Raw genomic sequence first — 13693 nt, forward strand, 5'->3', positions numbered from 1 at the left:
CGCTGTGCGCCATGACGCCCCGAGGAGGTGAGACCGATCGACACTGCGACAGGTCGGGCCTCCTCGCTCTCCCGCATGGCCTAGGGAGCGCCCGCAAAGGCATCCCGAAAGGCGTGAGCGTCATGCGCTTCACTTCTGAGACGTCGTCCGACGGCGTCACCGAACAGCTCTTCACCCTCGGCGAGATCCCCGGCGTCCTGTGGACCCCGCAGGGAGCCGACGGCCCGCGACCTCTGATCGTGCTCGGTCACGGCGGCGGTCGGCACAAGAGGGCTCCCGAGGTGCTCGTCCAGGCGCACCGCTTCGTGACCGTGTGCGGTTTCGCCGCGGTGGCGGTCGACGTCCCCGGTCACGGCGACCGCCCCACGGACCCCACATACGACCGGATCGCCGAGGAGAACCGGGCGCGGGTGGCGGCCGGTGCCGAACTGGCCCCGCTGATCGCCGACTTCCAGGCGCTCGTGGCCCGGCAGACCGTCCCGGAATGGCAGGCCGTGCTCGACGCGGTCCAGGATCTGGGCACCGTGGGACCGGGACCGGTGGGCTACTGGGGTGTGTCCCTGGGCTGCGGGCTGGGCGTTCCCTTTGTCGCCGCCGAGCCCCGGATCCGGGCGGCCGTGCTCGGTCTGGGCGGGGCGCTCGGGTCGGCCGGGGCGGCCGCGCGCATCACCGTGCCCGTCGAGTTCCTCGTGCAGTGGGACGACGAGCGCGTGCCACGGGACCAGTGCCTGCGGCTGTTCGACGCCTTCGCCTCGGCCGAGAAGACCCTGCACGCCCATCCCGGCGAGCACGGGGATCTGCCGGAGTGCGAGACCGACAGTGCCGTGCGGTTCTTCCGGCGGCACCTGGGCTGAGGCCGGCCCGGTCCGTGTCCCGGCCGTCGGCGGGACACGGACCCCGGGAGACGCGTCAGACGTTGACGCCGTAGTCCTGGGCGATGCCGCGCAGTCCCGACGCGTAGCCCTGGCCGACGGCACGGAACTTCCATTCGGCGCCGTGCCGGTACAGCTCGCCGAAGACCATGGCCGTCTCGGTCGAGGCGTCCTCGGACAGGTCGTAGCGGGCGATCTCCTGGTTGTCGGCCTGGTTCACCACGCGGATGAAGGCGTTGCTGACCTGGCCGAAGCTCTGGCCCCGGCTCTCCGCGTCGTGGATGGAGACGGGGAAGACGACCTTCGCCACCTGCGCCGGCACAGCCGAGAGATTCACCTTGACCGACTCGTCGTCGCCCTCGCCCTCACCCGTGAGGTTGTCGCCGGTGTGCTCGACCGAGCCGTCCGGGCTCGTGAGGTTGTTGTAGAAGACGAAATCGCGGTCGGACAGGACCCTGCCGTCCTCGCCGCACAGCAGCGCGGAGGCGTCGAGGTCGTAGTCCGCGCCGGTCGTGGTGCGCACGTCCCAGCCCAGGCCGACCAGGACCGCCGTCAGGCCGGGGGCCTGCTTGCTGAGCGAGACGTTGCCACCCTTGGCCAGGGAAACACCCACGGAACTTCCTCCATGTATTCGAGTGCGAACTGATCGGGCCTGCGCGTCGCCGCGCACCGGCCGTCACCTGGCCAACGTCGACGCTCCCTCCATCGTTCCATTACTTGCGCAATACTTAAAATAATTGCCACGACGAACGCCGGGGCGGGGTGGCCGGCATCCCTGCCCGCCACCCCGCCCCGACACCCGCACCGGCCTCCCGGTCAGAGATCGAACTCGTGCGGCGGCAGCCCCAGCATCTGGCACGCCTCACGCACCACGCCCTGCTCCGTCTTGTCGAAGTCGCCGTCGGCGCCGCCGATGACAATGCCGATCTGCACGACGGCGCGCGCCTCGGCCTCCTTCTTCTTCGCCTTCGCGACCTCCTGCAGGACGCTGACCTTGCCGAAGTCGAAGTCCGCGACCAGCTTGTCGAGGTTGGCCTCGAAACGGCGCTGCAGGTCGTCGGCGGGGAAGTTCTGCAGCACCTCGTTGCTCATGATCAGCTGCGCGACGCGGCGCCGCTCGGACGGGTCGATGGTGCCGTCGGCGGCCGCGACGAGCGCGCACATGGCCATCGAGGCGTCGCGGAACGCACCGGACTTGAGGTCGTTCTTCTTCGCCACCAGCTGCGTCTGCATCGTCGACGCGGATTCCTTGATGCGGTCCCACAGGGCCACGGGTACTCCTCCGGTTACGGTCTTAGTTCTACAGCCGTGTAGAAATTAGCAGAGTGCGGGAGGCAGGACGCACCGGTCACGCCGGCGCGGGCGCCGCGGGCCCCACCAGTTCCGACAGCACGTCCTCCATCGTCACGAAGCCGATGACCGTGCCCTTGTCGCCGACGACCGCGGCGAGATGACTGCCCTGGGCCCGCAGCGCGGTGAGCGTGTCGTCGAGCGGGGTGTCGATGCGGACCCGGGTCAGCGGATGCAGGGCCGCCCGCGGGAAGGGCAGGTCGCGGTCGGCGCGTCCGAGGGTGTCCTTGATGTGGAGGTAGCCGAGCAGCGCCGCCCCGTCCTTCCCGGTGACGGGGAAGCGCGAGTACCCGGCGTGCGCCGCGACGCGCTCCAGTTCGCCCGGGGTGATCTCCCGCGTCACCGTACGCATCCGCTGGGCCGGCACGACGATCTCGCCGACCGGCCGCGTGCCCAGCTCCAGCGCGTCCCTCAGCCGTTCACCGTCGGCGCTGGACAGCAGCCCGGCCTCGCTGGAGTCGAGCACCATCCGCGCCAGCTGATCGTCGGTGAACACGGCCTCGACCTCGTCCTTCGGCTCCACCTTCAACAGCTTCAGCAGGCTGTTGGCGAAGGAGTTCACCCCGAACACGACCGGCTTGAGGACGCGCGTGACGGCGACCAGGGGCGGGCCGAGCAGCAGCGCCAAGCGCGCGGGCGCGGCCAGCGCGATGTTCTTCGGCACCATCTCGCCGAACAGCATGTGCGCGTACGTCGCCACGGTCAGGGCGATGACGAACGAGATCGGGTGCACGAGGGCGTGCGGCACATGGACGGCTTCGAAGCCGGGTTCGAGGAGGTGGGCGATGGCGGGTTCGGCGACGGCGCCGAGGACCAGCGACGAGACGGTGATGCCCAGTTGGGCCGTGGCCAGCATCGCGGAGATGTGTTCGAGGGCCCACAGGGTGGAACGGGCCCGCTTGTCGCCGGCCTGGGCACGCGGTTCGATCTGGCTGCGGCGCACGGAGATCAGCGAGAACTCGGCGCCGACGAAGAACGCGTTGGTGAGCAGGGTGAGCGCGCCTATGGCGAGTTGCAGGACGGTCATCGTGGTCATCGGGCGTCCTCCGTCGGCTGTGCCTCGGCAGCGGCCCGTGCGGGCTCGGTGATACGGACCCGGTCGGCCCGGTGGTGCTCCACGTCGAGCACGGCCAGCTCCCAGCCGTCGAGGCCGACCGTGTCGCCCGGGGCGGGAATGCGGGCGAGGCGGGTGGCGACGAGTCCGGCCACGGTCTCGTACGGGCCCTCCGGCGCGGCCAGGCCGATCGCGGTGAGCTGGTCGATGCGGACACCGCCGTCGGCCTCCCAGGCGGCACGGCCGTCCGGCGCCGGGCCGACGGGCTGCAGGTCGGGCGCGCCGGCGGGGTCGTGCTCGTCGCGCACCTCGCCGACGACCTCCTCCACGATGTCCTCGACGGTGGCGACCCCGGCCGTACCGCCGTACTCGTCGATGACCACGGCCATGGTCCGGGTATCCCGCAGCCGCTCCAGGAGCCGGTCGGCGGGCAGGCTGTCCGGCACGAGGAGGGGTGGCGTGGCCAGCTCGGTGACCGCGGTGAGCTGCCGCTTCTCCGGCTCCAGGGCGAGGGCGTCACGGATGTGGACGGTGCCGATGACGTCGTCGAGGCTGTCGCGGTAGACGGGGAAGCGGGACAGGCCGGTGGCGTGCGCGAGGTTCGCCGCGTCGGCGGCCGTGGCATGCACTTCCAGAGCCTGGACGTCGACGCGCGGCGTCATCACGTTCTCGGCACTCAGTTCGCTCAAGTGCAGCGTGCGGACGAAGAGTTCGGCCGAGTCGGCCTCCAGGGCGCCGGCGGCCGCGGAGTGCCGGGCGAGCGCGACGAGTTCCTCCGGGGTCCGGGCGGAGGCCAGCTCCTCGGCGGGCTCCAGTCCGAAGCGGCGCACGAAACGGTTCGCCGTGTTGTTCAGATGCCGGATGAACGGGGCGAACGCCGCGGTGAAGCCGCGCTGCGGCCCGGCGACCACCTTGGCGACGCCGACCGGCCGCGCGATCGCCCAGTTCTTCGGCACCAGTTCACCGACCACCATGAGAACCACCGTGGACAGGGCGACACCGAGCACGGAGGCGACCGACGACGCGGCGCCGCCCAGTCCGGCCGGCTCCAGCGGACCGCGCAGCAGCACGGCGAGCGAGGGTTCGGCGAGCATGCCGATCACCAACGAGGTGACGGTGATACCCAGTTGGGCTCCGGACAGCTGGAACGTCAGACGGCGTACCGCCTTCAGGGCACCGCCGGCGCCCCGCTCCCCCGCCTGCGCCGCGCGCTCCAGGTCGGCACGTTCGACGGTGGTCAGGGAGAACTCGGCCGCCACGAAGAGGGCGCAGGCGAGCGTGAGGAGCAGCGCGAGCGCGAGCAACAGGATCTCGGTCACCGCTCCACCCCCGCCCGCGCAGCGTCGGTCTCGGTCGGCGGGCGGGGCACGGCGCGCGGCCGGCTACTGGGAGGCTCACCCATCGCGGGCTGTGACTCCTTCTCGTTCGGGGGATCGGGCGACCCCGGGCCGCCGTCGGTCGACGGCCCTTTTCGGACTTTCCTGCGGCCGGGCCCGGCGCGCCACGCGCGCGCGACCCGCAGCCGCCTATGCTTCTACGCGCTTGTAGAACGTAGCGGGCGTCACCGGGGTTCCCCGCGCCCGCATCACCCTCGTAACGCTCGTACGCACATAAGGGAGTGAACGCCTCGATGGTGTTCAAACGACTGCTCGGCTCGCTCGGCGTGGGTGGCCCCACCGTCGACACCGTCCTCGCCCCCGGCGCCGTCGCCCCCGGCGGCACCCTTTCCGGCCAGGTCCATCTCAAAGGCGGCAGCGCCGATTTCGACATCGAGCACATCACGCTGGAACTGGTCGCCCGGGTCGAGGCCGAGCACGAGGAGGGCGAGAGCCAGGGCGTCGTCGCCTTCGACCGGGTCCTGGTCGGCGGCGGGTTCCGGCTGACCGAGGGCGCCGAACACAGCGTCCCGTTCAGCGTGAGCCTGCCCTGGGAGACCCCGATCACCGAGTTGTACGGGCAGCAGCTCGGCATCGTGCTCGGAGTGCGCACGGAGCTCTCGGTCGCCGGAGCCAAGGACAAGGGTGACCTCGACCAGCTCGCCGTCGGCCCGCTCCCCGTGCAGGAGGCCGTTCTCGAAGCCTTCGGTCAGCTCGGCTTCGGCTTCAGGTCCGCGGACCTCGAGTACGGCCGCATCGCGGGCACCGGTCAGCAACTCCCCTTCTACCAGGAGATCGAGCTGACCCCCGCGCCCCAGTACGCGCACGCGGTCGACGAGATCGAGGTGACCTTCCTCGCCACCCCCGGCGGCATGGAGGTGGTCCTGGAGGCGGTCAAGCGCGGCGGGCTCTTCTCCTCCGGCCACGACACGGTCACCCGGTTCACCGTGGGCCACGACGGCGTCCACCACCAGGACTGGAACACGCTCGTCGACGGCTGGGTACGGCAGTTGGTCGAGCACCGGTCCGCGTACGGCGGCCACAGCATGTACGGGCAGAGCCAAGGCGGGCACCACGAGGATCACGCGCACCACGACAACGGCCACGGCCACCGGTCCGGTCCGGGCGTGGGCACGGCCGTCGCGATGGGAGCGGCCGGGCTCGCCGTCGGCGTCGTCGGCGGCATGGTCGCCGCCGAGGTCGTCGACGAGGTCGGGGACTTCTTCGAGGGCGACGAGGACGACGAGGGCGGTGAGGACTGAATGTTCGGCATCAGTGAGATAGGCATCGCCCTGATCGTGATCGCCCTCGTCCTCGGCGCGAAGAAGCTGCCCGAACTGGTCCGCTCCATGGGCAAGTCCGCGCGCATCCTCAAGGCCGAGGCAAAGGCCCTCAAAGAGCCGAAGGAGGACGGCCCACCGCGCGTCATCCCAGGACAAACGGTCCCGCCGCCCTCACCGGAGGACCCGAAGCCGTAACCGGGGCGGTGCCGTCCGCCCGCGACAAAGTTCTGTCCGACCCCTTCTGCGTACCGACTGGTCGGTACTAGCCTCGCGCCGGCGAGCACGCACTGTGGCGTGCCGTCGACCAGCACACTGGGAGGCAAGGTGTCGATTTCGCCACCGGCGACGACAGAGCCGCGTACGACAAGGACGGCACCATCGGCGCTGCGGGCCATGGGCGGACGACGACTCGACCGCTATCCCGAACGCGGGGCGCGGTACTGGTACCTGGGGATCGTGGTCCTGGTCACGATCGTCCTCTACTACCAGCTGTACATCCAGTACGCGGTGTCGACAGCCATCATCAGCCAGTACCACATGACGTTCCTGTACTTCGTGTACATCTCGGTGGCCGCCAACGCGGTGGGCGCGTTCTCGTCACTGGTGGCGGGCCTCGCCGACCGCTGGGGCCGGGCCAACATCGTGGTCTACGGGCTTCTGGCGGTCGGCCTGCTCACCACGTTCGCGCTGCCCAACGCGCCGGGCAAGGTGAGCTATCTGCTCATCTACTCCGCCGTCGCGTTCGTCGAGGGCATGATCCTGGTGGCGACCCCGGCGCTCATCCGTGACTTCTCGCCCCAGCTGGGCCGCGCCTCCGCCATGGGCTACTGGACCATGGGACCGATCATCGGCAGCCTCGTGGTCACCGCCGTCACCTCCCGCACGTACGGCGGCGGCACCACCTGGCAGGACGAGATCCGCTTCGCCGGCATCAGCGGTCTCGTCCTGTTCGTGATCGCCCTGTTCGGGCTGCGGGAGCTCGCCCCGGCGCTGCGCGACCAGATCATGGTGAGCCTGCGCGACCGTGCGCTGATCGAGGCCCGCGCGAAGGGGATCGACACGGACACGGCGCTGCGCGGCCAGTGGCGGCAGATGATGCGCCTCGACGTCATCGGCTCGGCCGTCGCGATCAGCCTCTACCTGCTCCTCTACTACGCCGCCGTCGGCAACTTCGTGCTCTACTTCGCGACGACCTTCGGCTACTCGGCACAGCGCGCGAACGCCCTGCTGAACTGGTACTGGGGCGCGAACGCGATCTCGCTCGTCGTCGCGGGCCTGCTCTCCGACCGACTGCGGGTGCGCAAGCCGTTCATGCTGCTGGGCGGGCTCGGATCCATCGCCTTCACCCTGGTGTTCACCCTGCGCGCCACCGAACCCCACACCGGCTACTACACGTTCGCCCTGATCGTCGCGGGCATCGGCGTCACCAGCGGCATCGCCTACTCCCCCTGGATGGCGAGCTTCACGGAGACCGTGGAGCGGCACAACCCGGCGGCCACCGCGACCGGGCTCGCCATCTGGGGCTGGGTCGTCCGCATCACGGTGGCCCTGTCCGCCGCCTTCGTCCCCCTCGTGGTGAACACGGTGACGCCGCTGATCGAGCACGGGCCCGCGGTCGAGCGGGCCTCCGTCCAGGCCGCACCGGCGCTGGCGGTGACCGAGGCGCACCCGAAGCTCTTCGCGGAGCTCGGCGCCTACGCACCGGACAAGGTGCCCCCGGCCCTGCTCGCCCGTGCGGAGAAGGAGGTCGGCGCCGAGCAGCTCAAGACCGTGCAGGAGGCGGCGCCGCAGCTGAAGATCCTGCGGGAGCACGGCGCCGAGGTGCAGCAGGCGAGCGCCGACAACCCCCGCAAGTGGCAGACCTGGTGGTGGGTGTGTCTGGGCGGGCAGGTGCTGTTCCTGCCGTTCGTCTTCGTCATGACCGGCCGCTGGCGGCCGCGCGACGCGCGGCGCGACCTCCAGGCGCACGAGGAGGCGGTGGCCCGGCAGGTGGCCGAGATGCAGGACGGCACGCAGGAAGGACGCACCGCATGACCGGCACGCGACTGCACGAACTCGGCGCCCTCGAACAGGCCGCCGCCGTCCGCAAGGGCGAAGTGAGCCCGGTGGATCTCGTGCGCCACCACCTCGCCCGCGTCGAGCAGTACGACGAGCGCTTCGGCGCCTTCGTGACGCGCACGGCCGAGGCGGCCCTGTCCGAGGCGGCCGCCCTCCAGGAGAAGGGATCCGCCGGGGAACCGTCGGCGCTGTTCGGCGTGCCGACCGCGGTCAAGGACCTCGTCGACACGGCCGGGGTCCGGACCACGTACGGATCGAGGGCCTTCGCCGATCACGTGCCCGCCGTCGACGCGCACAGCGTGACCCGGATGCGCGCGGCCGGCACGATCAGCCTCGGCAAGACCAACACCCCGGAATTCGGCTGCTGTTGCTACACGGACAACGACGTCGTGGGCCCGGCCCGCAACCCCTGGGACCCGACGCTCTCCGCCGGGGGTTCCAGCGGCGGGGCCGCGGTGGCGGTGGCGCTCGGTCTGGTCCCCGTCGCGCACGCCAGTGACGGCGGCGGCTCCATCCGGATCCCGGCGAGCGTCTGCGGCCTGTTCGGGATCAAGCCCTCGCGGGGCCGCGTCAGTTCGGGCCCGACCGGCACCGACGTCACGGGGCTGGCCGTACAGGGTCCGCTCGCCCGCTCGGTGCGGGACGCGGCGGCCCTGCTCGACGTCCTGGCCGGGCCCGAGCCGGGTGATCCGCACTGGGCGTCCCCGCTGCCGGACGGCGAGACGTTCCTCGGCCACGCCGACCGCTCCCCCGGGCGGCTGCGCATCGGCCGGTACGCGACACCGGTCGCCGAGGGCGTCACCGTGGATCCGGCGTGCCGGGCGGCGTGGGACCACGCCGCGCGGCTGCTGGAGGATCTCGGGCACGTCGTCGAGGACATCCCCAACCCCTTCGGACCCGAGATCACCGACCACTTCATCACGACGTGGAGCGTGCAGTCGCTCGGGCATCCGCTGGACGCCGAGCGGGAGGAGCTGTTGCGTCCGGTGACGCGGGCCTGGCGGGAGTACGGGCGCGGGGTGTCGGGCGCCCGGTTCGCGGCGGCGGTCACGGGCATGCAGCACGCGGCGCGCCGGGCGGTCGGGGCCACCCAGCAGTACGACGTCGTGCTCACCCCCACCCTCGCCTGCCTCCCGCAGACCATCGAGCACTTCGACGAGTCCGGCGACCCCCTGGTGAACCTGCATCGGCAGAGCGCTTTCAGCGCGTTCACCAGCCCGTACAACATGACGGGCCAGCCGGCGGTCAGCCTGCCGCTGTACTGGACCGACGACGACCGGATCCCCGTGGGTGTCTCGCTCGTGGGCCGGCCCGCCGACGAGGCCACGCTGATCGCGCTCAGCGCCCAACTGGAGGAGGCCTGCCCCTGGCGGGACCGGTACGCACGCCTGCTGGCGCCGTGACGGCACGCGGGCGGCGCTCCCGCCCGTCCCGGTGACCGACCCGGACGTCGAGGTTCCGTGACACCCGGGACGGGGCTGTGACGCGCATCAGGACAACGGTGTGGCGTCGCGGCGGGTCGTATGTGATGTGGACGGTGCCTCACCGGGCGCCGTCCACGCCGGGCCGAACAAGCGGCCCCGTACAGCGACTTGGGGGAGAACCATGGTGATGAGCCGAGGAACGAAGGTGCGTGGAGCGGCGGTCGCCGCGGCGCTGGCCGTGGCGGGAACGGCCGTCGCGGTGCAGCCGGCCGCGGCATCCGACGGCACACCGCGCTTCCTGGCCCCGGCCGAGCTGCCGCCCCACCCCTCCTCGGAGTGGTTCGCGGGCAAGGTGACGTCGGGGCAGCCGGACCCGCTGCCGCTGTGCGCGGGCGAGGCGCTGCCCTCCAACTCCGTGCACCGTGTCTTCCGCACGGACTACGACACGGGCGCCCTCCAGGTGACGGTGGTCGAGCGCAGCACGCAGCGGGCCAAGGACTTCGTGGCACTGGTGCGCAAGAAGCTGGACTCCTGCGCCCGGACGGTGATGGAGGAGCAGCCCGACATCACGGCGACCCAGAAGTACTACGGCCGGGTGAACGTCGAGGAGGGGGCGTACGTCTACGGCGTCCACACCGAGGCGACGTGGGGCGCGTCGGACATCAACCTCTTCTCCGTCGGACGGGACGGCACCACGGTGACGGTGGTCCAGTGGGGCCAGATGGGCAGCTACGACGGGGCCCCGGTCGCCGGCTTCAAGAAGACGACCGCGACGGCGGTGCGGAAGCTCTACTGAGCCTAGGGTCACGGTGACACAGGCCACACCATGGGGCGTGTGTGGCTGGGTAGGCGGCTGCGTGCTCGCCTGGACAGCTCCAGGGAGAACGACCGGAAACACCGACCCTGGGAGGTATGCGATGTCCTCGAAGCGACGCCGTAAGAAGAAGGCCCGCCGCAAGAACGGCGCCAACCACGGCAGCCGTCCCCAGTCGTAGCGGGAGCACGGCCTGAAAGGGGCGGGGCGGCACTGCCAGTGCCGCCCCGCCTTTTTCTTTTTTACCGGCCCCCGCTTTACCGGTATTTTTCTTTTCGACGTACAACCATTCCCAATCCCCCACCGGCGGCAACAAAGGGGGATTTTCTTCGGATTTACTGGAACTGCGGCGGCGAACTGGTCATCTTCAATAATGACCGAGCGCCCGGCTCTCTCCCTTACCGGGCGGACCACGCATGTTGCACGGGGAAGGCACATCAGATGCGCAGCACCATTCGCACCCGCTTCATCGCCGCCGGTGGCGTCGCCGCCGTCCTGACCCTGGCGGCGGTCACCCCGGCGCTGGCCGGACCGACCGCCGCCACGCCGCGGAGCGCCGCTGCGGCCCAGACGCCGCAAGGGGACCCGCGGAGCACCACGAACCGGGTCGCCGACTTCTACGGTGCCTACATCGACGCCGTGTGGGACAACGAGGACGCCGGTTCCGCCGCCGTCACCAAGGCGTTGCGCGGCTTCTATCTGTCCGACGCCGCACGCAAGAAGGTCGCGGCCTACGAGGCCCGGGAACACGCGGACGGAATTCTCTTCGCTCAGAACGTGCCCGTGAAGTGGGCAGTGACGTACACGGGTTCCGGGACCGGTCATTCCACTGCCCTGGTGACGCTCACCTGGAACGACGGAAAGAACCCGGAGATCAGCAAGATCAAGGTCCAGTCCGATCTCGCCACCCGGAAGATCACCGACCTGGCACCGGTCGACTGAGCGGATTCTCCTGCCGCGACATGGCGCGCGGAACTCTCCGCATTCATGGGCGAGTTCCGCGTGCCGATCGGCCTTGTTCAGGCGTCCGGCACGGTGAAGTCGCACCAGACTGCTTTGCCCTCGCCGCGTGGTTCGACTCCCCAGCGTGACGTGATGGCCTCCACCATGAGCAGGCCACGTCCGGAGGTGGCGGTCTCCCCCGGGGATCTCCGGCGCGGGCGGGTGCTGGAGCGGTCCTTCACCCACAGGCGCACGCGCCGGGGCGGGCCGGTGAGCACCTCGAGGGTGAGAATCGCGCCCCCTTCGGTGTGGACCAGGGCGTTCACGAGGAGTTCGCCGGCCGCCACCTCGACGTCGTCGGCGACGGCGCCCAGGCCCCACGCCGCGAGATGCTCGCGCAGCGCCGCGCGCGCGTCGGCGAGTCCTTCGGGGTCGGCCTGATGGACGTACCGGTGGATGCGCGGTTCCTGGAGCGTGCCGGGGTCGGGCAGCCGGCGCAGGACCAGGAGCGCGACGTCGTCCTTGCTGCCCCACCGCTCCCACAGCGCGCGCGACAGGTGATCCGCGAGGTCCTCCGCCGACTCGGGACCGGCGCGCAGCACCTGGGCGAGGTTCTGGATACCGGTGTCGAGGTCGAGACCGGCGTCCTCCACGAGGCCGTCCGTGCACAGCACCAGGGTCTCGCCCGGCACGAGGTCGAGCCGCACCTCGGGATAGTCCTCCATGCCGAAGTCGGTGGCGAGCCCCAGCGGGAGTCCGCCGCGGACCCGCGGCACGCCCACCTGACCGTCGACGTGCCGGACGAGGGGCGGCAGATGACCGGCCCGCACGGCGCGCACGATGCCGGTGGCGGGGTCGAACTGGGCGTAGGTGCAGGTGGCGAACCGCTCGGTGTCGAGCTCGGCGAGGAAGCGGGAGGCCCGGGAGAGCACCGTCGCGGGCGCGTGGCCCTCGCCGGCGAAGGCCCGCAACGCGATGCGCAGCTGCCCCATGATGGCCGCGGCATGGGTGTCGTGGCCCTGCACGTCGCCGACGACCACGCCGATGCGCCCGCGGGGCAGGGCGATGACGTCGTAGAAGTCCCCGCCGACGTCCCGTCCGCCCCAAGCGGCGTGGTAGCGCACGGCGACCTCGGAGTCCGCGACGGTGGGGACCCCCCGCGGCAACATCGTGGCCTGCAGACTCTTGGCCAGGTCGCGCTCCTCGTCGAACAGCATGGCGCGCTGCAGCGACTGGGCGACGATGCCGGACAGCCCGATGCAGAGGTTGCGGTCCGCGTCGGTGAACTCCTTGCGGCCCCGGTAGAACAGCGCGAGTCCGCCGATGGCGCGGTCCTGCGCGACCAGCGGCAGGAACGCCGCCGAGTCCAGCTTCATCTCCTCGATGTAGGGACCCAGACGGGTGAAGCGCCGGGCGAGGGCGGACAGCGAGTCCACGAAACGGGGCTCGCGGGTCATGACTGCCTCGGCCAGCGGCAGCGACTCGTCGACCTTGTGCAGCTTGAGTTCGTCGAGGGCCTGCATCGTCTGGCCGACGAGGGCGATCAGCTTCAGGTGGTCGCCCTCGACGAGCCCCAGGACGAGGCCGTCGGCGGCGAACCGGTCGAGGCCGCTCGCGCCGGAGAGCACGGCCACCACGTCGTCGACGGTGACGGCCCGGGAGAGGGCTTCCGTGGTGCCCTGCACCATGAGGGCGATGCCTTGGCGGCGCTCCTCCCTGGGATCGACGGCCGCGAGCTCCGCCGCGTCGTCCGTGGCGCTCCGGATCACTCCCACGGCGCGCACGGCCCGGGCCTCGTCGTCGCGCAGGATGCGTCCACGGGCGTGTTCCAGCTGCACCGTGCCGTCGCGCCGGTGGACCCGGAAGTAGACGCCGTACTGGTCGGCGCCTGAGCTGATCGCCTCCGTGACGGCGAAGCTGATCCGCACGGCCTCCTCGGAGGGCAGCCGGTCCTGCATCGAGGTCACCAGGCCGTCGAACTCGCCCGGAAGCAGGTCGAGGAGCGCGAGAGCACTGTCGTCGAGGCTCACCTCCCCGCTCTCCAGATCCCAGTCGAAGCTGCCCGTTCCGGTCAAGGACAGGCGCTGTTCCAGACCGATGTGTGACTTCCTGGCTGACGTCATGGCTGTCTCCGGTTTGCCGCTCGGCCACCATAAGCGCTGGCCGCCCGGGGCGCGCGGCCGTTTCTGTCGACAATGCGACCGGTTCGGCACCGGAAGTGGACATACCTGTTCCGGCGATGCGTCGGACACGGGGGCTTTCGGGGAAATCGCCGGGTCCGCGTGGTCCGGCGTCGAGGGTGTGGACCATGCCGGAGTGGCGACCTTCGAGCGTCTGGGTGACACCACGAGCCGGGTGACCCTGCGGATCGCGTACGACCCGAAGGGCTTCGTGGAACATCTCGGCGCCCTCACCCCTCTCGACTCCACGCTCGCCCTCCAGGACCTCGGCGAGTTCCAGCAGCTCGCCGAGTCGGTGGCCCGGGAGCGGTCGCAGGGCTGAGAGACGCCGCGGCGCCCG

13 protein-coding genes and 1 pseudogene are annotated in these 13693 nt (G+C 70.9%); 9 read left to right on the forward strand and 5 right to left on the reverse strand.

All coding sequences use genetic code 11. The features are described from left to right. The first annotated feature begins 122 nt into the window (after positions 1 to 122). On the forward strand, positions 123 to 854 hold the full coding sequence (locus ACQUQD_RS01890) for a dienelactone hydrolase family protein (RefSeq protein ID WP_428950125.1): 732 nt from the start codon (positions 123 to 125) through the stop codon (positions 852 to 854). Between the two features lie 55 nt (positions 855 to 909). Here the strand turns inward: ACQUQD_RS01890 and ACQUQD_RS01895 are convergent, their stop codons facing one another. The 4 genes from ACQUQD_RS01895 to ACQUQD_RS01910 form a co-directional block, all read right to left on the reverse strand. After that, the gene (locus ACQUQD_RS01895) at positions 910 to 1485 is read right to left on the reverse strand and encodes a TerD family protein (protein ID WP_428950126.1); all 576 of its coding nucleotides are present in this window, start codon (positions 1483 to 1485) and stop codon (positions 910 to 912) included. A gap of 203 nt (positions 1486 to 1688) precedes the next feature. Then, on the reverse strand, positions 1689 to 2144 hold the full coding sequence (locus ACQUQD_RS01900; protein ID WP_428950127.1) for a tellurite resistance TerB family protein: 456 nt from the start codon (positions 2142 to 2144) through the stop codon (positions 1689 to 1691). A gap of 76 nt (positions 2145 to 2220) precedes the next feature. After that, positions 2221 to 3249 (reverse strand): hemolysin family protein, encoded by a 1029-nt coding sequence (locus ACQUQD_RS01905; protein WP_428957426.1) that lies wholly within the window; start codon positions 3247 to 3249, stop codon positions 2221 to 2223. A 5-nt stretch (positions 3250 to 3254) separates the two neighbouring features. Then, a complete protein-coding gene (locus tag ACQUQD_RS01910; RefSeq protein WP_428950128.1) occupies positions 3255 to 4595 on the reverse strand; it encodes a hemolysin family protein in 1341 nt (446 codons plus the stop codon). Between the two features lie 311 nt (positions 4596 to 4906). On the opposite strand from ACQUQD_RS01910, the gene ACQUQD_RS01915 reads away from it, so the two are divergent. The 7 genes from ACQUQD_RS01915 (at position 4907) to ACQUQD_RS01945 (ending at position 11173) form a co-directional block, all read left to right on the forward strand. Then, a complete protein-coding gene (locus ACQUQD_RS01915; RefSeq protein ID WP_428950129.1) occupies positions 4907 to 5914 on the forward strand; it encodes a sporulation protein in 1008 nt (335 codons plus the stop codon). After that, positions 5915 to 6130 (forward strand): twin-arginine translocase TatA/TatE family subunit, encoded by a 216-nt coding sequence (locus tag ACQUQD_RS01920; protein ID WP_428950130.1) that lies wholly within the window; start codon positions 5915 to 5917, stop codon positions 6128 to 6130. A 198-nt stretch (positions 6131 to 6328) separates the two neighbouring features. Further along, positions 6329 to 7969, forward strand: a complete 1641-nt coding sequence (locus ACQUQD_RS01925; protein WP_428950131.1) for an MFS transporter — start codon at positions 6329 to 6331, stop codon at positions 7967 to 7969. Continuing rightward, positions 7966 to 9396 (forward strand): amidase, encoded by a 1431-nt coding sequence (locus tag ACQUQD_RS01930; RefSeq protein WP_428950132.1) that lies wholly within the window; start codon positions 7966 to 7968, stop codon positions 9394 to 9396. The genes ACQUQD_RS01925 and ACQUQD_RS01930 overlap by 4 nt, the downstream gene beginning before the upstream one ends. Before the next feature lie 208 nt (positions 9397 to 9604). Next, a complete protein-coding gene (locus ACQUQD_RS01935) occupies positions 9605 to 10213 on the forward strand; it encodes a hypothetical protein (RefSeq protein ID WP_428950133.1) in 609 nt (202 codons plus the stop codon). Between the two features lie 121 nt (positions 10214 to 10334). Further along, positions 10335 to 10412 (forward strand): 50S ribosomal protein bL37, encoded by a 78-nt coding sequence (locus ACQUQD_RS01940; protein ID WP_370443954.1) that lies wholly within the window; start codon positions 10335 to 10337, stop codon positions 10410 to 10412. 260 nt (positions 10413 to 10672) lie between these two features. Continuing rightward, entirely contained in the window at positions 10673 to 11173 is a 501-nt protein-coding gene (locus ACQUQD_RS01945) for a hypothetical protein (RefSeq protein ID WP_428950134.1), read from the forward strand. 77 nt (positions 11174 to 11250) lie between these two features. On the opposite strand, the gene ACQUQD_RS01950 is transcribed toward ACQUQD_RS01945, so the two are convergent. Continuing rightward, a complete protein-coding gene (locus tag ACQUQD_RS01950) occupies positions 11251 to 13296 on the reverse strand; it encodes a SpoIIE family protein phosphatase (protein WP_428950135.1) in 2046 nt (681 codons plus the stop codon). A gap of 157 nt (positions 13297 to 13453) precedes the next feature. On the opposite strand from ACQUQD_RS01950, the pseudogene ACQUQD_RS01955 reads away from it, so the two are divergent. Continuing rightward, positions 13454 to 13675, forward strand: a pseudogene (locus ACQUQD_RS01955) (SRPBCC family protein); the annotation flags it as partial. Positions 13676 to 13693: the final 18 nt, after the last annotated feature.

This window comes from Streptomyces sp. cg35 (assembly GCF_050410835.1).
In the GTDB taxonomy this organism is placed as follows: domain Bacteria; phylum Actinomycetota; class Actinomycetes; order Streptomycetales; family Streptomycetaceae; genus Streptomyces.

What these genes read in the sequence shown, in the direction of transcription:
- ACQUQD_RS01890 (WP_428950125.1), top strand. Translation starts at nt 123, where the DNA reads ATGCGCTTCACTTCTGAGACGTCGTCCGACGGCGTCACCGAACAGCTC.
- ACQUQD_RS01950 (WP_428950135.1), bottom strand. Translation starts at nt 13,296, where the DNA reads ATGACGTCAGCCAGGAAGTCACACATCGGTCTGGAACAGCGCCTGTCC.
- ACQUQD_RS01925 (WP_428950131.1), top strand. Translation starts at nt 6,329, where the DNA reads ATGGGCGGACGACGACTCGACCGCTATCCCGAACGCGGGGCGCGGTAC.
- ACQUQD_RS01930 (WP_428950132.1), top strand. Translation starts at nt 7,966, where the DNA reads ATGACCGGCACGCGACTGCACGAACTCGGCGCCCTCGAACAGGCCGCC.
- ACQUQD_RS01935 (WP_428950133.1), top strand. Translation starts at nt 9,605, where the DNA reads ATGAGCCGAGGAACGAAGGTGCGTGGAGCGGCGGTCGCCGCGGCGCTG.
- ACQUQD_RS01905 (WP_428957426.1), bottom strand. Translation starts at nt 3,249, where the DNA reads ATGACCGTCCTGCAACTCGCCATAGGCGCGCTCACCCTGCTCACCAAC.
- ACQUQD_RS01945 (WP_428950134.1), top strand. Translation starts at nt 10,673, where the DNA reads ATGCGCAGCACCATTCGCACCCGCTTCATCGCCGCCGGTGGCGTCGCC.
- ACQUQD_RS01920 (WP_428950130.1), top strand. Translation starts at nt 5,915, where the DNA reads ATGTTCGGCATCAGTGAGATAGGCATCGCCCTGATCGTGATCGCCCTC.
- ACQUQD_RS01940 (WP_370443954.1), top strand. Translation starts at nt 10,335, where the DNA reads ATGTCCTCGAAGCGACGCCGTAAGAAGAAGGCCCGCCGCAAGAACGGC.
- ACQUQD_RS01915 (WP_428950129.1), top strand. Translation starts at nt 4,907, where the DNA reads ATGGTGTTCAAACGACTGCTCGGCTCGCTCGGCGTGGGTGGCCCCACC.